Consider the following 18571-nt stretch of genomic DNA (forward strand, 5'->3'; position numbering starts at 1 on the left):
ATCTTTCTTTCTAGTTCCTATGAAATGCGTTCCCCGGTCACGACTGCGCCGCTCGCGTCAGCCGTCCCGCCAGGAAGCGCCAATCGTCCTTGTCGAACAGCACGCCCGATACCGGAGCTTTGAATACGACCTTCATCGCCGCGACCGAGATGACGATCCGGCTGAAAGCCCCGATTAACATCGCCAGCGCGATGCCGTTCAGACCGTACGCGGGGGCGAGCAAGAAGCACATCCCCACGGTCAGTGCCAGCGCGAACGCCTGTCTCGCGACGACAAGACCCGGCCGGCCCATCGCGTTGAAGGAGGAGGCGAGTATCCACGAGCCGCCGCCGACGACGCATTCCAGGGACAGCAGGTAGAAGGCCGTGTCCGCCGCCAGGAACTGCTGGCCGTAGAGCAGGCCCAGCAGCCAGCGGCCGACGATCATGCCCGGGACGAGCGCGGCGAGCATGATCGGAAAGGATAGCCGGAATGCCCGGCTGACCTTGGCGACGACCTCCTCCTGCGACAGCCCCGTCACCTTCGGGAAGACGACGCCCGAGATGGCCGTCTGGACGATGTTGAACACGCGGGACAGCGTGTAGACGACCGTGTACAGCCCGAACTCCCGCGGCGCGAGCAGCGACAGGATGATCAGCTTGTCGCACTGCGTGTAGAGCGTGCCGAGCAGCTCGACGCCGTACACGCGTCCGCCGTAGCCGAACAGCGACTTGATCGGTCCGCGCTCGCCCGGCTTTTGGCCGGCCGCCGCCGCATCGTCCTTTTTGCCGAACCAGCCGACTGCCAGCTGCCGTCTCATCCGGTACAGCGCCCAGCAGACGACACCCAGGCTCGTGACGAGAAACATGAGCGCCGAGGAAAACTGGCTTAAATAGCCGAGGGCCCAGAGCGCGAGCAGTCCGATCAGATTGCTGAGCGGCACGTACAGCCGGATGCCGTTGTACAGCCCGAAGTTCTCCATGCTCTGCGCGAGCGCCGACAGCAGGTTGACCGCGAGCAGCAGCGGCAGCGTCAGGACGGTGTACCACCTGGCGATGGCCACGATGTGGTCGCCGTAGTTGCCGAGCCAGGCGGGCATGCAGAACCAGGCGACCGTGCCCGCGACGATACATACCGGCAGCTGGAACAGGAATCCGGCTCGGATAAAGGCCGGTCCGTGCGCCGGATGCGTCCGCCGGTTGAAGATCAGCGACGTCGGCAGCCCGAAGCTTAGGACGCCGGCGAGCAAAGTCGACCAGAAGAGGATCGCCGAAAATTCGCCCTTGCCCGCGACGCCGAACATGCGCGCCGTCACGATCGAGGTGACGGTGCCGAGCAGCACGATGATCAGGTTGGCGGCGCTCGTCTTCATGATCGCGGTGAGCGCGCCTCCGCCGCTCCACAGGCGGCTTAGCCTCTTCATTCGTACGTGCCCAGCACGCCGCTGATCTGCCCGTTGTTGTAGGCGATCCGGCTGACGTTGCGGAAGACGCGCCGCCTGTCGTACAACACCGGCAGCGAGAGCAGCACGATGATCGGCAGCTTCACGATCGACCGCGCGAACACGCGCATCTTGCGTTCGGAGCTGACCGCGCTGCTGACGCCCTGCCAGTAAATGCGCCTTAACAGCCATTTGCGGCTGATGCGGCTGCGCGGAATCTTGTGCAGCACCGACGCGTGCGGCGTGTAGTAGACCGAGTAACGGGTGCGGATGCGATCGATCAGCTCCCCTTCCTCGCTTGAGAGCAGGTTGCTCCCGACGCGCCCCAGATCCTCTCGGAACAGCGCGTTCATATCAAGCGCCGAGCGCCTGAACGCGACGTTGGCGCCGAACGGAATATGCGGCCGTTTCATCTCCACGATGTCTTCCGCATAATCGAGGATCGTGTAGAGCGTGCGGTTCTCCGGCGCGAGCCAGGCGGGCGCTTCTCCTTCCCAGGCCGGCTCGATCTTGCCGCCCACGACGCCGATGCGGTCGTCCCGCTCGAACAGCGCGACGATGCCGGCGATCCAGTCCTCGGACGCGACCGCGTCGTCGTCCAGGAACAGCACGTATTCGCCCTGCGACTCGCGAATCGCCCGGTTGCGGGCGACGGAGAGGCCGAGCTTCGCCTCGTAGATGTAGCGGACCGGGAAGCTGACCATCCGCTCGATCTCCTCCACGGTCTGGGCCGTGGCATCGGTCGAGCCGTTGTCCACGACGATCGCCTCGAAGGCGTCGAACCGCTGCTTCAGCAGGCTGAGCAGCGCCTCGCGCAGATCCGCGGCCCGGTTGTGCGTGCATATCGCTACCGTTGCTTTCATGCGTTCACCTCTTGCGGTATCCGGCCGGCGTAGACGGCGAGCATACGGTCCGCGATACGGTCCCAGTCGAGCTCCCCGAGCTTGTCCGCGATCCGTTGCTCCGTTTTAAGCCGGTCCATGTTCATCACATCACGAAGCGCCTTGTGCAGCCCGTCCTTGTCGTCGGGATCGTACAGCACCCCGCAGCCGTCGGACACGTACTCGCCCAGCGAGCCGAGCCGCGGCGCGACGACCGGCTTGCCGAAGGTCAGCGCCAGAATGGCGCTCCCGCTTGTCGTGATCTGCCGGTACGGCAGCACGACCGCGTCGGCCGCGAGCAGGTAGTCGGCCAGATCGGCGTCGTCCACGAACGACGAGTGGAGCTTGATCGCGCCCGCTTCGTCGCCGGCCTGGTCCGCGCCGATAAAGCCAAGGTCGTAGCCCGTATCCGCCTGCCCCGCGATCAGCAGCGCGGCATTCGCGGCGTTCGCAGGCTCAAGCGACCGGTAAGCCGACACGAGCTGCTCGACGCCCTTGTACCGGTTGATCCGGCCGACGAACAGGTACAGGAACCGGTCCTTCGGGATGCCGAACCTGGCACGGATGTCGGCGCCGCGGCTTGGGTAGGCGTCGTCGTAGTGGCCGTGCGGCGTCACGACGATCTTGTCCTCGGGGCCGCCGAACACTTCGGCCGCTTCGCGCTTCGACGATTCGCTGAGGACGAACGCGGCGTCGCACAGGCTGAGCAGCCGCTTGCGGACGAAGAAGTCCCAGCGCGATTTGCCCTTGTGCGGCCAGATGTTGTGAATCGTCCAGAATAGCCGAACGCCGAGGAATTTGTACCAGTAGAGCAGCGAAATAAAAAACAGCGACTTGACGACGGTTAGCGGAAAAATCGAAGCCTGGTACGTGTAGCTCGGCCAATGAATATGGACGATATCGCCCCGGCGCGGCTTGAACTGCGAGCCCTTGGCGTAATGCTCGACGCGCAGGCCGCGCCGCTCGAGCGACCTGGCGAGCAGGTCGGTGTACTTGTTGTGCGGATTCGTCTTGGGCCACATGTAGACGGTCGGTTCGCTCATCTAATGCACCTGCCCGACGGCGGTTCGGACCGCAGTATATTCGCCGCCGGCCAGCGTCTGGTCGTACAGCTCCAGATGCCGGTCGAGCAGCGCGGCTTGCGTGAAGCCGCGGCAATGCTTGAGGCAAGCCGCCTGGATCCGCCGCTTGTCCGCGGCAGGCAGCGAGTGGAACGACAGGATCTTGGCCCGGATGGCCGCGGCGCTGCCCGGCGGGAACAAAAATTCCTCGGGATCGTACACCGCGTCCGGAATGCCGCCGACGTCGGTGGCGTACACCGGCGTGCCGACCTGATACGACTCGATGATGACGCGGCCGAACGGCTCTTCCCATACCGAAGGCACGAAGTTGACGTCGGCTTCGCCCATCATGCGGCGCGCCTCGGCGGGCTTCACCTTGCCGGGAAATACAAAGCGCGCGTCCTCGCGGCAGCTGTCGGCGAGCTTCGCCCGGAGGCTTCCTTCGCCGCAGACGACGACGCGCTCGACGACGTCGGTCGGCAGCGACATCGCCGCCTCGATCAGCTCCCGCACGCCTTTCTCCGGCTCGATCCGTCCGAAGTAGCCGATGCGAAGCGGACGCCTATCGAATTCTTTGTCGCTCGCGGCGATGCCGCCCTCCACCGCGTTCGGGATGACCTTGCGCGCGGCGGCCGGGAAAAGTCCGGCGTCCGTATGGCGCTTCAGGATGTGCGACGAGATGCCGACGACCGCCGACACGTGGCGGCTGTAGCCGCTTGTCGTCATCGCGTACAACCGCGACAGCAGCGGATTTTTGATCGGCGAGCTGACCGGCGACAGCAGCGAATAGTCGCGAAGCGTGTGCACGATCGGCACGTCCAGACCGGCGGCCGCCGTCCAGATGCCCGCGCCGAAGCCGGACAGGTTTTGCGTGTGGATCAGATCCGGCTTGATCGCGGCCAGCCGCTCCCGCACCGCTTCGTTCATTCGCGGATTGTACAGGTCGGTCAGCCTGCGGGCGGTCCGCATCAGCACGCCGCGCCGTTTGGCGTCTCCGATCCAGTACAGGTAGCCGTGCGGCATCCGGTGCACGGTGACGCCGTTGATCCGTTCCTCGCGGATACCTTCGGCTCGGCCGTGTCCGCCCAGCGTCAGCACGTGAACGTCGGCGACGGACGCAAGCGTCTCCGCCAGAATCTGCGTCGATATCTCGGCCCCTCCGATGATGTGGGGCGTGTACAAGCTGTTGACGATTACGATTTTCATGCGGTACGTCTCAACTCCCTATCGTTCTGCGTATCCCATTCTGCCGCCCGGGCGTCCGGCCGTCCTTCAAAAAATCCGCCCCGGATCCATCCGATCAGCAGCCAGAAGTTCACGAAGGAGTAGGAATCGAAATTCATGACGAGCGACACGCACAGCGCGAACGCGAACTGGGCGAACGGATGACGGCGCGAGCTGCGCAAGGCGGCCGTCATGAAGCCGAGGAACAGCAACGCGCCGATCAATCCTTCCTCGGCGAACAGCTTGGACCACAAATTGCGCGAGGTCGCCATCTCCGGATGGTCGTTCACCAGGTTCGCGACCTCGGTGAACTTCATGCCGTATTCGAAGTGACCGCGAAGCAGCTCCGCGAACTCGCGGTAGTAAAATCCGCCGCCGACGCCGAAGATCGGATGATGCCAAAACTCCATGAAGCCGATCGCCGGGAATATGACGCGGATAAAAAAGGAATTGTCCGCCCGCAGCAGATGCGGAAAATTGAATTGAAAGCGGTCCGTGAAGTACCCGCTCACCTTCAGCGTCTCGAGCAGGAACGGCACGCCGACGACGATGACGAGTCCGATCGCGCCAAGCGCGAGCAGCATGCGGCCGCGATACTTGTTCGCGATAAACACGTAGACGAGCAACGCGATCAGCAGCACGCTGTAGGCGTATGCCGAGAACGACAGCACCAGCAGCACGACGCAGCCGATCAGCGGCACGATCGTGATTTTCCGGTAGCCCTCCTTGTACAGGAAAAGCAGCAGCAAGCCGCCGGTCAGCAAATGGATGCCGCCCCAGGACGGCTCGCCCGACAGCAGCTGGATCCGGCCCTTGTACACCTTTTCGGAAAAGAGGCCGGTCAGTACGCCGGAGAAGCCGCTGCGAATCAAGTAGGCATCCGCAAGCTGCAGCAGCCCCGCAGCGAGCGGCGGCACGAAGCCAACGAGCAAATAGATGGCGATCTGCTTGCGAAGCGCGGGATCGTTTTTCGCCTGCTCGGCGATATACAGGGACACCCTGTACATCGAGATGCCGAACAGCAGCGTGATCGCGTGCTTGAAGCTCGCGCCCGTCACGCCGGCCGACGCGATGAGCGAATGACCGACGCTGTAAGCGGCGAACAGAAGAAGCGGCACGTCTCCGCGCCTGAACTTGAAGTCGGTGAACAGCAGCAGCAGCGAAGCGGCGAACATCGGAAACATCGCCAGCGGGCGATAAACCGAGAAGGCGAAGTATGGCAAGCTGTCATACGTGATGACCGCCAGCGAGAACAAAAACAGCGCGACGACCGAAGCGCGGACGAGATCGACCGGCTCGTCGCGCCCTTGCGCTAGGATAGGATCAGCTCCATGTTTTTGCGGGTCGCCGAACCGCTGAAGCGGCGGCTCACGTACCGGATGGAATTGCCCGATATGCTGTCGTTGATCTCGCTGTCGCCCATCAGCAGCAGTACGCTGCGCACCATCTCGTCTTCCGATTCGCATACGAACAGGTCCTCGCCGTTGTTCGCGTCGAGTCCCTCGCTGCCGATCGCGTTGGTCACGACCGGTACGCCCCAGGACATCGCTTCGAGGATCTTCGTCTTGATCCCGGTGCCGAACAGCAGCGGCGCGATCATGAGCGCGGAGTCGCTGACGATCCGTTTGACGTCGTCCACCTCGCCGGTGACGATGACGCCCGGATGTTCGCGCTGCAGGCGCAGAACCTCTGCCGTCGGATTTTTGCCGACGATGTAGAACACCGCCGCCGGATTGCTCTGCTTGATTCGCGACCATACGCGCTCGCAAAAATACACGGCCGCCGAGCTGTTGTGGGGAATGTCCATTTTTCCGACGAACACGACTTTGTTTTTGTCGTAGAGCCGGGAGCCTCTCGCCTGCATCCGAAAGTCGGGCTCGACCTTCATCGGGACGCCGTGACAGGATTCGTGACGCGTCGTTTTCCTGAAGTTTTGCGCTTCGGCCGGAGAGGTGAAAATCAGATGGTCGAAACGCGGGGCCACTTGCTTTTCATACTTGCCCAGCATCTTGCTCTCGAAGGCGATGAGCCACTTCTGAACAAACTTCAGGTCCGCGAACTTCTTCAGCCCGCTTGGCAGCTTGTCCGAAAAACCGCCGAGCACGGACGGAATGTACTGGAACCAGTCGAGCTGGCGACGGTAGCGCAGCGACAGCAGGTCGTCGTAGCTCAGCACCTTGCGTCCTTGCCCTGGCGCCAGGTATTCGGCCACCCGCACCATGTCGTAAAGCACGAAGTCCGGCTCCTCCTCGCGGACGAATTCCCGGATCTTGCGGTGCGTCTTGCGGCTGTAATACACCGATACCTGAAGCGGCCACTTGCGGCGGATCAGCGAATGGACGACGATGTTGTACAGCTTTTCAAGCTTGCCCGGCGCCTCAAGCGTCGCCAGCCTGCCGATTTCCGGCGGTCGCTGGGATAAATATTTCGGATCGTCCACGAACGAGAGATTAACGATCTCGCTGTCGGGGTAGATTTCTTTCATATGCCGAACATATTGCAGCAGCATGTTCTTGCGGCCGTCCGTGCCGGGAAAAGGCAGCCGATTCGTAATAAACAAAATCTTGTTCATCTGTCGCCACCCTTAAAAAGCGTCTTTGGCTCCAAGCAGCAGCTTGAAGGTCCGAAAAATGATCTTCAGATCCCCCCGAATGCTCCGTTTGCGAATGTATTCCAGGTCCAGCTCGACCATCTGCTCGAAGCTGAGATTGCTGCGTCCGGTTACCTGCCACAGTCCCGTGCAGCCTCCGCTAACGGAGAGCCGAAGCTTGTCGTAGTCCGAGTATTCTTCCACCTCTCTTTGCAGCGGCGGCCGTGGGCCGACGAGCGACATCTCGCCTTTAAGCACGTTCACGAGCTGAGGGAGCTCGTCGATGCTCGTCTTGCGAATGAACCGTCCGATCCGGGTAATGCGCGGGTCGTCTTTCAGCTTGAACATCGCGCCCTTGATCTCGTTTTTCTCGAGCAGCGCCGCGAGCTTTTGCTCGGCGTCCGGCACCATCGAGCGGAACTTGTACATTTTGAACTTGCGTCCGTTTTTGCCGATGCGCGTCTGTTGGAAAAAAATCGGCGCCTTCGGGCTTTCCAGCTTGATGAGCGCCGCCGTCACCGCGAAGATCGGGCTGAACAGCGCCAGCGCGACCAGCGAGCCCGCGACGTCCATACCGCGCTTGACCGTCGTATACATCGCCAGCTTGCCGTCGTTCTGCGCCGCGATCCGCTTGCGTTCGAAGTCCGTCAGGCGGGCGACCAGCTCCATGTCATACCGCAGAGCCATGGCTTTCCCCCACTTTCTCGCGCCTGATCAGCGACTCCAGCCCGTCCATCAGACGGTACCTGAGTTCTTCGTCGCGCAGCGCGAAGTCGATTGTCGTCATAATAAAGCCGAGCTTCTCCCCGACATCATAGCGCATGCCCTCGAAGTCGTAGGCGTGAACGCCTTGCGCTTCGTTCAGCCGCTGGATCGCGTCCGTCAACTGAATCTCTCCGCCCGCGCCGACCTCGTGCTGGCCGAGGAATTCGAAGATTTCCGGCGAGAGTACATAGCGGCCCATGATGGCCAGATTGGACGGCGCCTGTCCGATCGGCGGCTTCTCTACAAAGCGCCGCACCTGGTACAGACGTCCGCGCCGCTCGATCGGATCGAGGATGCCGTAACGGTTCGTCTGGTCGGTGCCGACGGCTTGTACGCCGATGACCGACTTGCCGGTATTCTCATACTGCTCGATCAGCTGCCGCGTGCACGGCGTGTCCGACTGCACGATGTCGTCGCCCAGCAGCACCGCGAACGGTTCGTTGCCGATGAAGTTGCGAGCGCACCAGACAGCATGGCCAAGACCTTTCGCTTCCTTTTGCCGGATGTAGTGGATCTCGACGTTGGACGATTTGCGAACCTTGCTCAAAATGTCGAGCTTGCCCTTTTCCGCCAGCGTGTGCTCCAGCTCGAAGGCGATGTCGAAGTGATCCTCGATCGCCCGTTTTCCTTTGCCGGTCACGACGATAATGTCTTCGATCCCGGATTCGATCGCTTCTTCCACGATGTACTGAATGGTCGGCTTGTCGACGATCGGCAGCATTTCCTTAGGCATTGCCTTAGTAGCAGGCAGGAAGCGCGTACCGAGGCCCGCCGCAGGAATAATCGCTTTTCTCACTTTTTTCATACGCTCTCACCCCATCCGTATTTCTCTTTAGACTTGCTAGACTTGCTTGTTCACTTCTTGCTCTCAAATAAGTGTTAAAAGGCAATTAAATCGAGTTTGTATGGCATTCAAAACGAAATAACGTTCAGAAGGCCGTTAATCCAGGCTAAATCGCTCATTTGACCGAGCAACGGCTTGATTAAATGCCTTTTGACATCTATTTGGATGAAGCTTAGCTTCCAACCGAATATTAGCTGCCTTTCAGCAACTAATTCCTCCGCCGAAGCCAAGCCGCTCCAAAAAAACTTAAGCGGGCATTGAACCCATCCTCACGCCACACCCCTGACGATTAACGTCTAAGGTCCGCTGACCCACAGCATGGCCGAGTGCCTCCAGTGATAAAGGAGCAGGAGACATTTCCTTGGAAAATCGCATCGTTTGATCGAAGTTTCCCTGCTTCTCTTGCTTCCGCACGTTCTTGAACGCGTCTTTTTAACGCCCTCGTCGGTTGAACACCGCGCCTACGACCCGCACCCGTCCGGACGACAGCGTCTCCTTCGCCTTCAGCACCGCGTCCATGCTCGTCTTGCCCTTGCGGATGACGAGGACGGCACCGTCGCATTTATCCGCGACGATCATCGCGTCTGAAGCAGCCGCCATCGAGGTTGTATCGACGATGACGATATCGAAACGCGCTTTGGCTTCGTCGAGCAGCGCGTTCATTGCGTTCGAATCGAGCAGCTCGGAAGGATTGGGCGGCAGCGGTCCCGCACACACCACCTGCAGGTTCGGGTAGGCCGTCCGCTTGGCGAACGGGTCCAGCTCGCCTCGTCCGGCCAGCGCCGTGCTCAGCCCCGCATCGTTCGGCAGATCGAAGATTTGATGCTGCACCGGCGACCGGAGATCCGTATCCAGCAGCAGGACACGCCTTCCGGCTTGGGCATAGGCGACCGCGATGTTGGAGGACGTCGTGCTCTTGCCCTCGCCCGGCTCGGCCGATGCGATCGCGATCGTCTTCATACCGTCGTCCCGGACGGACCACTCGATGCCCGTCTTGAGCCGGCGATACGTGTCCGCGGCCGCCGACTTCGGATTTTGCGCGGCGATCAATCCCCGTTTACGCATCCATCGTGACATTCGGCTTCCCCCTCGCTCCCATCGTCGTGCGTTCCGAATCGTCCGGTCCGATCAAGTCCCTGTTGCGAATTCGCGGAACGTCGGCCAGCAGCGGCAGTCCCAGCTTGGCGCGCACCTCTTGCTCCGTCTTGACCGAATCGTCCATATGCTCGAGCAGGAAGGCAAGCGCAATGCCGATCAGGATCGACAGGACGAACGCGATCGCCACGTTTTTGACGGGACTGGATGAGATCGATCCTCCGTGCGCCTCCGGGTCGGCCCAGTTGAGGACGGACACGTTGTTCAGATTCATGAGCGTGCGAATCTCGGTTTGGAACACCTTGGACACGGCGTTCGCCATGTTGGCTGCTCTTGCGTACGAGCCGTCCGTCGCGATCACGGTCATGATCTGCGTCTCGCTTACGGACGAGATGCCGATCTTTGCAGCGAGCTCGCCCGCCGAGGTATGAAGATCGGGATAGGAGGCTGCGACCTTTTCCAAAATTCGAGGCGTGAGGATCAGCTGCTTAAAGGTTTTGATCAGTAAAATGTTGGAGTTGATCGCGCCGGCGTCGGGCGCTGAGGACGTATTGCCGGGGACTTCGCTTTGATACACCATCAGCTTGGCGGCTGCCTGATAAATCGGTTTCTGTTGCGTCGTATAATATCCGACCGCCGTGCATAAGACGATCGTAATTAAGGCGATCAGCCATAGCCTTTTCCTGACTATGCTCCAATACCGTTGAATTTCCAAGACGCTTCACTCCGATGCTGATTTCTTTTGAAAATGAAATAAATATCAGAATTTTCTGACTCGTTTTCCGATATTCGTTTTCGTTTTGGCCTCCCCTGCCTCGTCCTGTTTTTATTGTAAATCGCCCGCGACTTTCAAAACTATTACGCGGCAGGATGATTTTGCTTCTTCTTTGGAAGCCTCCATCGTGCCGCGTCGGTAGGTATGGATGTTATACTTTAGTACCATTCGGAAGGGCGAAGCCGCTCTCCGCCCGGATATCCGAGGGCGAGAAGTCGCCGATGCCCTGAGACTGCGCGAACAAGGCGGCCTGGGTACGGTCGGTCAGGTTCAATTTTTGAAAAATGCGGCTCACATGCTTCTTGACCGTGAACTCGCTGATGACCAGCTTTTTGGCCACGGCGCTGTTGGACAAACCTTCCCCGAGTGCGACCAGCACTTCCCGCTCCTTCGGCGTCAGCTTCTCAAGCGGGTCGTCCGATTCCTTGCGGAGCAGCGTGCCCAGCAGACTCTGATCGAAATACTTGCGGCCGCGGCCGATCATCTTGACGGCGAGCAGCAGCTCGTCCGGCGCGGCGTCCTTCAGCACGTAGCCGTCGGCCCCGCACTCCTTCGCTCTGCGAATATCCGCCTCAGAAGCCGAAGACGTCAGCATCATGAACCGGCAGTGCAGCCCGCGCAGCGAGCGCACAAGGTCGTAGCCGGACTCGGCGCCCAGCCGGATATCCAATATGACAAGATCGGGATTCGTCGTCTCGACGACGGACAGCGCGCCCAGTACGGTCTCGGCTTCCCCCGCGATCTCGAATCCTTCTTCTCCCGATAGTACGGCCCTCAGCCCTTTGCGAACGAGGGGATGATCGTCCACGATTACGATCTTCATGTCGTCACCTTCCTTAAAACGAAATCTAGTTTTTGTCCTCTCGCACGTCCGTCAGCGGCAATCGCGCGACGATGCGCGTACCGCTGCCCGCTTCGCTGTCGATTTGCAGACTGCCGCCAAGCGCGGCTGCGAGCGACTTCATGTTCCTCAGCCCGAAGCCCGAGGCTTCGTCTTGCTGCACTGCGGCGCAGTCGAATCCCCTGCCGTTGTCCGAGATTCGGAGCGTGGCCGAGCACGGCCGCAGCGTCAGCTTGATATCGATCGCGCTGCATTCGCCGTGGCGAATCGCATTGGCGGCCGCCTCCGCGATGATCCGGTACAACGCCTTCTGATGGTGAACGCTCAGGCGCCGGTCCGGCGCGGGCGGCCTGAACCGGATCCGGACGCCGCTCAGCTTCGCCTGGCTTGCGAGCAGCGACTCCACGCCGCCGAGCCACGAAGCGTCCCCATGGTCGGACACGCTCAGATCGTATATCGTCCTTCGCAGCTCCCGCGTCGCTTCAGCCGCCGCCTCCTGAATGTCTCGCAGCAACGCCAGATGCTGCGAACTCGTCATTTCATCCCATTCATGCTCCGCGGAATGGACCGCATAGGTGATGCCGAACAGATGCGGGCAAATGCGATCGTGGAGTTCTTCTGCGATCCGGTTGCGTTCCTCGAACAGTAAGTACGGTTCTACCTTGCTCTGCATAGCCATCCCATCATCGCCTTCCCGTCATGTTTTATAATGAGAAATTTCAAATCTTTCGTCAGGTTCCCTCACTTCTAGGCGTCAACGTTCATTTTCAACATACCTTGCCGAAATTGACATGCCCATGCTACGGGAGTACCGATTATTGAATGGGTAGTTAGATAAGGATCGATGTGCCTTCGGTCATGATCGAGGATGCGTTCGGATGCCGACCTATCCAGAATTACCCAATCTTTCGCCGTCGGACGTATGCCATAGTGCGGACTCCAAGTCGAATGGAACAATGACAAAATTTGCAAGGGGCTATATCTCGATATCAAGATTATAGTTCTATAGACCTAGGTTTTTATAACTCAGCATTTCGGTGAATTTCTTAATATAAATCCATAATTTGGGTTTATTCGATGATAAAGCGTTTTTACAATCGTTGATGGATCAAGCTCCGAAGGGTCCCGCAGAGACGGGGTGCGAGCTTGAATGAGAAACATGAGAGAAAGTAAGCGCCTACATGCGTCGGTTCGTACCCAAAAACAAAGCCCTTTTCCGCGCGCGGAGAGGGCTTTGTTTAGACAATTTGTAACCGTTTTCGTCACTGGCTTGCCTGTTGAATGGCCATTATCGCGTTTTGCGACGCGCTGTGGCAGGCACGCTTGCGCGTTTTGTTGCCGTCAGCAGAGGATTCTCTTCATTCGTCCTCCCATGCCAGGCTCCAACGGCTGCGATATTGAGCCAGCTTCGGCGCCTGATCGGCCGGTACAGCGGACAGCACGAGCCGAATCTTTGTGATCCAGCCCTCGAAGACGTCGTAGGAGGCGAACAGGTTCGCGGTAGCGGGCGTCATATAGATGAAATGCGGCCCCGGAAGCGTCTCCGTCAGGTGCCGCAAAGCCGCCTCCATCGGCGTATACTTCTTTCTTTTGCCCTCCCAGCGGTCGATCTCGGGTGCGGGCTCATTCGCTTCCCGGTCCCGAGCCCACCCGGCCAGCCGCTTTTCACGCTTGTAATAGGCGCTAACCGGCGTTTTGGACATCCGCCTCGCGGTCTCCTCGTGAATCGGATAGAGCACGAATCGTAAGAACGAACGCGCCTTGGCCGTCTCGGCGGCGACGGCAAGCGCTTCGTCCGTCGTATCCTCGAACGTGTCGTAGTAGATCAACGTGCCTTTTTCCCGCTTGACCGGCGGCTCATAACCAAAGGGCACCTGCCCTGCACTCGGCTTCATTATCGATCCCTCCTGCTGTATGATGAACGAGCATGGACTTACCGATTCAGATTCCCTATAATGATAAAAATTCAGATGCGAAATGGCAAGGAGGCGAACGTGTGACAACTTATTTCCGTGTGTTCCAGGGAACGGCGTTTACCGCCCGCTCCCCGAAAGAAATCGATATGTTGAAGGACTATTTGTTCTGCGTGAACGCGGAAGGCGTCATCGCGAAGACGATCGCGCCGGATGCCCCCGACTACGAGGCCATCCGGCAGCAATATGCGGATGAAGGCCGCTATCAGCTCTTGGAGCAGGGTCAATATTTGCTGCCCGGCTTCGTCGATCTGCACGTGCACGCGCCGCAGTGGGCGCAGTCGGGAACGGCGCTCGACGTGCCGCTTTACGATTGGCTGCACGCGCATACGTTTCCGCTGGAGTCCAAGTTCGCGGATCTCGACTTCGCCGCCGAGGTATATGACGATCTTGTCGCCACGCTGCTGGCGAACGGCACGACGACCGCCCTTTATTTTGCCACAATCCACAAACAATCCAGCCTGCTGCTGGCCGAGATCTGCGCGAAAAAAGGACAGCGCGGCTTGGTCGGCAAGGTCGTCATGGACGATCCCGCGCAAAATCCCGAATACTATCGCGATGCCGACACCTCTTCCGCGCTCGCTGATACGGAAGCGTTTATCGTCGCCGTCAAGGAGCTGGCGAAGAACGTCAAGCAAGGCGTATATCCCGTCGTGACGCCAAGGTTCATTCCGAGCTGCACGGACGAGGCATTAACGGGACTCGGCGCGCTGGCCGCGAAGTACGATACGCATATCCAGTCCCACTGCAGCGAGAGCGACTGGGAGCACGGATACGTGCTTGACCGGCTCGGCAAGCGAGATGCCCTCGCGCTCCACGACTTCGGGCTGCTCGGCGACAAGTCCGTCATGGCGCACTGCAACTTGCTCGACGAAGACGATGCAGCGCTCTTCGCCGCGACAGGAACGGCGATCGGCCACTGTCCGATCTCCAACGTCTACTTCTCGAACAGCGTCCTTCCGCTCGCCCGCTGGCTGGAAAAAGGCGTAGAGATCGGCCTTGGCTCCGACATCTCAGGCGGCTATTCGCCGAGCCTGTACGACAACGCCAGGCAGGCGGTCATCTCGTCGCGAATGCTGGAGGAGGGCGTAGATCCGGCCCTCCCCGCAGACGCGCGCGGCGTGCCGTCCTCGCGCATCGCGATCGACGAAGCCTTCTACCTTGCGACGGCCGGCGGCGGCGAAGCGCTCAGCCTGCCGATCGGCCGGCTGGCCGAAGGCTACGCCTGGGACGCGCAGATCGTGGACATCGCGCTGTCCGGCGCGAAGCTGCCCGTGTTCGGCGCAGACGTGCCGCCGCAAGAGATCTTCCAAAAGATCATGTACCTCGCGCGCCCCGAGAACATCCGGGAGGTATGGGTACAAGGCGAACGCGTCCACCAGCGCGCGTGAAGCAGCCTGCGAAAACGCCAGCGGCACTTGCCGCCGCTGGCGTTTGGTCGCCGGAAGTCTTAGTTAGGAATTAAAACAACTCCCCGGCTGCCCGCTCATCGCCGGAAGTCTTAGTTAGGAATTAACACGCCTCCTCCTCAGCCCGCTCATCGCCAGAAGTCCCGGTTAGGAACAAACACGCCTCCCACGCATCCCGCTCATCGCCGGAAGTCCCGGTTAGGAACAAACACACCTCCCACGCATCCCGCTCATCGTCAGAAGTCCCGGTTAGGAACAAACACACCTCCCACGCATCCCGCTCATCGTCAGAAGTCCCGGTTAGGAACAAACCTGCCTCCTCTGCCGCTCCTCCGCCAGCCCGCCTCCGCCTAGCACCGGTAGCCCCGCTTACGCAACCCGGCATAAAGTGCTATGATGAAATGGACAAAGCTGCCATTCGCTCACGATACGCTAAATTCGGGAGGGAGCAACATCAATGAACGCGGTACAATTGGAACGGATTCGCACGGGGAAGGGCTTCGTCGCGGCCCTGGATCAGAGCGGCGGGAGCACGCCGAAGGCGCTGCTGCAGTATGGCGTGCCGGAGAGCAGTTATTCGGGCGAGGAAGCGATGTACGCCCTCGTTCACGAGATGCGCACGCGCATCATCAAGAGCCCGGCGTTCGACTCGAAGTACATTCTCGGGGCTATTCTGTTCGAGAACACGATGGATCGCGAGATCGACGGGCAACTGACCGCGGACTACTTGTGGGAAAAGAAAGGAATCGTCCCTTTTCTAAAGGTGGACAAGGGTCTTGCCGAGCAGGCGGACGGCGTTCAATTGCTGAAGCCGATCGACGGATTGGACGCGTTGCTGAAGCGAGCCGTCGAGCGTCGCATCTTCGGGACCAAGATGCGTTCCCTCATTAAAGAAGCAAGTCCTTCGGGAATCCGGCAGGTCGTGGAGCAGCAGTTCGCCATCGGCAAACAAATTGCGGCTGCGGGCCTCGTACCGATTATCGAGCCCGAGGTAGACATCGCCAGCCCGGACAAGACGCAATCGGAAAAGCTGCTGAAGGCCGAGCTCCTCGCGCAGCTTGCCGCGCTCGCACCGGACGTCAAGGTCATGCTCAAGCTGTCTATTCCGATAGAGGACAACTTCTATGCCGAGCTGATCGACGAGCCCCATGTGCTCCGTGTCGTCGCCCTGTCCGGCGGATACTCGCAGGCCGAAGCCAACGAGCGTCTTGCACGCAACCACGGCCTGATCGCGAGCTTCTCCCGCGCGCTGTCCGAAGGCTTAAGCGCCGGGCAGTCGGACGAAGCGTTCAACGAGATGCTGTCCGAATCGGTGCGGAATATATATGAAGCTTCTATTAAATAAGCGCAGCTGAATAAACGCAGTTGTTGCGACAAGACCCCGGACTCAGAGAATCCGGGGTTTTTCATATGCGGCGGAGGAGATGGGCGATTTGTCATAAGGAGCGCTTCAATAAAGGCAGAAAAGCAGACAACTGAGCGATCGCCTTCTCTACAGCAGGCGATGACTGCCGCGAGCACTTCATTCGAGCCATCGCCTTCTACTCAGCAGGCGATGACCGCCTCGAGCACTCCATTCGAGCCATCGCCTTCTACATAACAGGCGATGACCGCCTCGAGCACTTCATTCGAGCCATCGCCTTCTCTACAACAGGCGATGACCGCCTCGAGCACTTCATTCAAGCCATCGCCTTCTACACAGCAGGCGATGACCACCTCGAGCACTCCATTCGAGCGATCGCCTTCTACACAGCAGGCGATGACCGCCTCGCTCACTTGATTCGAGCCATCGCCTTCTCTACAGCAGGCGATGGCACCCGGATCCCCACCCTGCCTACGTCCGCCGCATATACGCCCGCACCGTGATCGGCGCGAAGACTGCGACGATGACGGCCGCGCCGATCAGCGAGATGCCGAGGTCCCAGCCGACGGAGCCCGAATTGACGAGATCGCGGACGGCCGTCACCAGATGCGAGATCGGATTGATGTCGACGAACCATTGCAGCCAGTTCGGCATCGTGTCAGTCGGTACGAACGCATTGGAGAGGAACGTAAGTGGAAACAGCACGATCATCGAGATGCCCTGGACGCTCGAGGCCGTGCGGGCGATGACGCCGAAGAAGGCGAAAATCCAGCTGATCGCCCACGAGCAGAAGATGACGAGCAGCGCGGCGATCGCGACGTGGCCGAGGCCGCCGTCCGGGCGGAAGCCCATCACATACCCCATGCCGAAGGTCAGCACCGTGGCGATCGTGTACCGAATCGTATCCGCGAGCAGCGCCCCGGCAAGCGGCGCGATGCGCGCGATCGGCAGCGATTTGAAGCGGTCGAACACGCCTTTGTCCATGTCCTCGCGCAGCTGCACGCCGGTCACGATCGAGGTTGTGATGACGGTCTGCACGAGGATGCCCGGGATGATGACGGGCAAATAGCTGATGACGTCGCCGGAGATCGCCCCGCCGAATATATAGGTGAACATCAGCGTAAAAATGATCGGCTGCAGCGTGACATCGAACAGCTGCTCGGGCGTGCGCCGAATCTTGAGCAAGCCGCGGTACGCCATCGTTAGCGAATGGCGGACGGATTGGCCGAAGCTGGTGCGGTTTTTGAGCCGGGCGCCCGGGTGGACGGCAGTCTTGCTTTTCATAACGCGACCTCCTGATTGCGAGTGGATGCTTGCTTATCCGGCGCCGGCTCTTCTTGTGCGCCGCGGCCGGTAATCGTCAAGAACACTTCGTCGAGCGTCGGCTTCTGTACGCTGATCTCAGCCAGTCTGATGCCCGACTCCCGCAGCGCGACGAGCAGATCGGTCACGCGGTCGGCATCCGCCATCGGCGCCGTAATCTTGCCGGCCTCAGACGACACGCTGGACGTCGCTTGAAGCACCCGTTCGACGATCCGCCTCGCTTCCCCGGTCGCCGTCTGGTCCTGCACGCGCAAATGAAGGGATGAGCTGCCGACCGAACCTTTCAACTCGTCCACGGTGCCTTCGGCGACAACGGTGCCACGGTCGATGACCGCAATGCGGTCAGCCAGCTGATCCGCTTCGTCCAAGTATTGCGTCGTCAGCAGAACGGTCGAGCCGGTATTCACCAACCGACGGATCGTTTCCCACATCTGGGCGCGCGTCCGCGGATCGAGTCCGGTCGTCGGCTCGTCGAGGAAGATGAGCGGCGGCTGCGCGATCAGGCTCGCGGCGAGGTCAAGACGCCTCCGCATGCCTCCGGAGAAGTTTTTGAGCGGCCGCTTGGCAGCCTCCGTCAAGCCGAATTCCTCCAGCAGCTCCGCCGCTTTTCGCCTCGACTCGGCACGCCCAAGCCCGAGCAGCCGGGAAAAAATAATGAGATTTTCCGTGGCGCTAAGCGACTCGTCGACCGATGCGTACTGGCCGGTCACCCCGATCAATTGCCTGACGATCTGGGACTCTCTGATCACGTCGTGCCCGAATATTCGCGCCGAGCCCCCGTCGGGCTTGAGCAGCGTCGCCAGCATCCGGATCGTCGTCGTCTTGCCTGCGCCGTTGGGACCGAGCACGCCGTAGATCGAACCTGCGCGCACGTTCAGACTTACGCCATCCACCGCGCGGTTGCCGCCGAACGTTTTAACGAGCCCTGACGCCTCGACGGCCCACTCGCTCCCGCCGCCCGCCTTTTCCAATACGTTTATCGCGTTCATCGTCATCCCCCCGTCGAA

Annotated in this window: 18 protein-coding genes; 2 read left to right on the forward strand and 16 right to left on the reverse strand. The window is 60.3% G+C overall.

Translation table 11 applies throughout. The annotated features are described in order from the left end of the window. Nucleotides 1–37 precede the first annotated feature (37 nt). The 13 genes from KVT38_RS20355 to KVT38_RS20410 all read right to left on the reverse strand — a co-directional run bounded on the left by KVT38_RS20355 (nt 38) and on the right by KVT38_RS20410 (nt 13391). Nucleotides 38–1402, reverse strand: coding sequence for a lipopolysaccharide biosynthesis protein (locus tag KVT38_RS20355; protein WP_217595576.1), 1365 nt, complete (start codon nt 1400–1402; stop codon nt 38–40). Further along, a complete protein-coding gene (locus KVT38_RS20360) occupies nt 1399–2283 on the reverse strand; it encodes a glycosyltransferase (RefSeq protein ID WP_217595577.1) in 885 nt (294 codons plus the stop codon). Before KVT38_RS20360 ends, KVT38_RS20355 begins: the two co-directional genes overlap by 4 nt. Then, the gene (locus tag KVT38_RS20365) at nt 2280–3344 is read right to left on the reverse strand and encodes a glycosyltransferase family 4 protein (protein WP_217595578.1); all 1065 of its coding nucleotides are present in this window, start codon (nt 3342–3344) and stop codon (nt 2280–2282) included. Before KVT38_RS20365 ends, KVT38_RS20360 begins: the two co-directional genes overlap by 4 nt. Further along, nucleotides 3345–4568, reverse strand: a complete 1224-nt coding sequence (locus tag KVT38_RS20370; RefSeq protein WP_217595579.1) for a glycosyltransferase family 4 protein — start codon at nt 4566–4568, stop codon at nt 3345–3347. Next, a complete protein-coding gene (locus tag KVT38_RS34860) occupies nt 4565–5770 on the reverse strand; it encodes an O-antigen ligase family protein (protein ID WP_306795340.1) in 1206 nt (401 codons plus the stop codon). The genes KVT38_RS20370 and KVT38_RS34860 overlap by 4 nt, the downstream gene beginning before the upstream one ends. A gap of 128 nt (nt 5771–5898) precedes the next feature. Then, a complete protein-coding gene (locus KVT38_RS20375; RefSeq protein WP_217595580.1) occupies nt 5899–7158 on the reverse strand; it encodes a glycosyltransferase in 1260 nt (419 codons plus the stop codon). A gap of 12 nt (nt 7159–7170) precedes the next feature. Then, nucleotides 7171–7863, reverse strand: a complete 693-nt coding sequence (locus tag KVT38_RS20380; RefSeq protein ID WP_217595581.1) for a sugar transferase — start codon at nt 7861–7863, stop codon at nt 7171–7173. After that, the gene (gene galU, locus KVT38_RS20385) at nt 7847–8746 is read right to left on the reverse strand and encodes a UTP--glucose-1-phosphate uridylyltransferase GalU (RefSeq protein ID WP_217595582.1); all 900 of its coding nucleotides are present in this window, start codon (nt 8744–8746) and stop codon (nt 7847–7849) included. The genes KVT38_RS20380 and galU overlap by 17 nt, the downstream gene beginning before the upstream one ends. Before the next feature lie 471 nt (nt 8747–9217). After that, complete coding sequence (locus KVT38_RS20390; protein WP_217595583.1) at nt 9218–9862, reverse strand: CpsD/CapB family tyrosine-protein kinase; 645 nt, start codon at nt 9860–9862, stop codon at nt 9218–9220. Further along, on the reverse strand, nt 9843–10595 hold the full coding sequence (locus KVT38_RS20395; protein ID WP_217595584.1) for a YveK family protein: 753 nt from the start codon (nt 10593–10595) through the stop codon (nt 9843–9845). Before KVT38_RS20395 ends, KVT38_RS20390 begins: the two co-directional genes overlap by 20 nt. A 211-nt stretch (nt 10596–10806) precedes the next feature. Further along, nucleotides 10807–11478 (reverse strand): response regulator, encoded by a 672-nt coding sequence (locus tag KVT38_RS20400; protein ID WP_217595585.1) that lies wholly within the window; start codon nt 11476–11478, stop codon nt 10807–10809. 25 nt (nt 11479–11503) lie between these two features. Then, nucleotides 11504–12175: a sensor histidine kinase gene (locus KVT38_RS20405; protein ID WP_217595586.1), complete on the reverse strand. Its 672-nt coding sequence runs from the start codon at nt 12173–12175 to the stop codon at nt 11504–11506. Nucleotides 12176–12854: 679 nt separating this feature from the next. Next, on the reverse strand, nt 12855–13391 hold the full coding sequence (locus KVT38_RS20410) for a hypothetical protein (protein WP_217595587.1): 537 nt from the start codon (nt 13389–13391) through the stop codon (nt 12855–12857). Nucleotides 13392–13492: 101 nt separating this feature from the next. Between KVT38_RS20410 and guaD the strand changes: the two genes are divergently transcribed. Next, nucleotides 13493–14860, forward strand: a complete 1368-nt coding sequence (gene guaD, locus KVT38_RS20415; protein ID WP_217595588.1) for a guanine deaminase — start codon at nt 13493–13495, stop codon at nt 14858–14860. A gap of 475 nt (nt 14861–15335) precedes the next feature. Continuing rightward, a complete protein-coding gene (locus tag KVT38_RS20420; protein WP_217595589.1) occupies nt 15336–16223 on the forward strand; it encodes a fructose bisphosphate aldolase in 888 nt (295 codons plus the stop codon). A gap of 200 nt (nt 16224–16423) precedes the next feature. On the opposite strand, the gene KVT38_RS20425 is transcribed toward KVT38_RS20420, so the two are convergent. From KVT38_RS20425 to KVT38_RS20435, 3 genes are read right to left on the reverse strand one after another with little or no spacing between them, the layout of a single operon-like run. Next, nucleotides 16424–16654: a hypothetical protein gene (locus KVT38_RS20425; protein WP_217595590.1), complete on the reverse strand. Its 231-nt coding sequence runs from the start codon at nt 16652–16654 to the stop codon at nt 16424–16426. 58 nt (nt 16655–16712) lie between these two features. Further along, nucleotides 16713–17525, reverse strand: coding sequence for an ABC transporter permease (locus KVT38_RS20430; RefSeq protein WP_217595591.1), 813 nt, complete (start codon nt 17523–17525; stop codon nt 16713–16715). After that, nucleotides 17522–18553, reverse strand: a complete 1032-nt coding sequence (locus KVT38_RS20435) for an ATP-binding cassette domain-containing protein (protein ID WP_217595592.1) — start codon at nt 18551–18553, stop codon at nt 17522–17524. Before KVT38_RS20435 ends, KVT38_RS20430 begins: the two co-directional genes overlap by 4 nt. Between the last annotated feature and the right edge of the window lie 18 nt (nt 18554–18571).

This window comes from Cohnella sp. GbtcB17 (assembly GCF_019091135.1).
Taxonomy (GTDB): domain Bacteria; phylum Bacillota; class Bacilli; order Paenibacillales; family Paenibacillaceae; genus Cohnella.

What these genes read in the sequence shown, in the direction of transcription:
- KVT38_RS20355 (WP_217595576.1), bottom strand. Translation starts at nt 1,402, where the DNA reads ATGAAGAGGCTAAGCCGCCTGTGGAGCGGCGGAGGCGCGCTCACCGCG.
- KVT38_RS20360 (WP_217595577.1), bottom strand. Translation starts at nt 2,283, where the DNA reads ATGAAAGCAACGGTAGCGATATGCACGCACAACCGGGCCGCGGATCTG.
- KVT38_RS20365 (WP_217595578.1), bottom strand. Translation starts at nt 3,344, where the DNA reads ATGAGCGAACCGACCGTCTACATGTGGCCCAAGACGAATCCGCACAAC.
- KVT38_RS20370 (WP_217595579.1), bottom strand. Translation starts at nt 4,568, where the DNA reads ATGAAAATCGTAATCGTCAACAGCTTGTACACGCCCCACATCATCGGA.
- KVT38_RS34860 (WP_306795340.1), bottom strand. Translation starts at nt 5,770, where the DNA reads ATGTTTCCGATGTTCGCCGCTTCGCTGCTGCTGCTGTTCACCGACTTC.
- KVT38_RS20375 (WP_217595580.1), bottom strand. Translation starts at nt 7,158, where the DNA reads ATGAACAAGATTTTGTTTATTACGAATCGGCTGCCTTTTCCCGGCACG.
- KVT38_RS20380 (WP_217595581.1), bottom strand. Translation starts at nt 7,863, where the DNA reads ATGGCTCTGCGGTATGACATGGAGCTGGTCGCCCGCCTGACGGACTTC.
- galU (WP_217595582.1), bottom strand. Translation starts at nt 8,746, where the DNA reads ATGAAAAAAGTGAGAAAAGCGATTATTCCTGCGGCGGGCCTCGGTACG.
- KVT38_RS20390 (WP_217595583.1), bottom strand. Translation starts at nt 9,862, where the DNA reads ATGTCACGATGGATGCGTAAACGGGGATTGATCGCCGCGCAAAATCCG.
- KVT38_RS20400 (WP_217595585.1), bottom strand. Translation starts at nt 11,478, where the DNA reads ATGAAGATCGTAATCGTGGACGATCATCCCCTCGTTCGCAAAGGGCTG.
- KVT38_RS20405 (WP_217595586.1), bottom strand. Translation starts at nt 12,175, where the DNA reads ATGGCTATGCAGAGCAAGGTAGAACCGTACTTACTGTTCGAGGAACGC.
- KVT38_RS20410 (WP_217595587.1), bottom strand. Translation starts at nt 13,391, where the DNA reads ATGAAGCCGAGTGCAGGGCAGGTGCCCTTTGGTTATGAGCCGCCGGTC.
- KVT38_RS20420 (WP_217595589.1), top strand. Translation starts at nt 15,336, where the DNA reads ATGAACGCGGTACAATTGGAACGGATTCGCACGGGGAAGGGCTTCGTC.
- KVT38_RS20430 (WP_217595591.1), bottom strand. Translation starts at nt 17,525, where the DNA reads ATGAAAAGCAAGACTGCCGTCCACCCGGGCGCCCGGCTCAAAAACCGC.
- KVT38_RS20435 (WP_217595592.1), bottom strand. Translation starts at nt 18,553, where the DNA reads ATGAACGCGATAAACGTATTGGAAAAGGCGGGCGGCGGGAGCGAGTGG.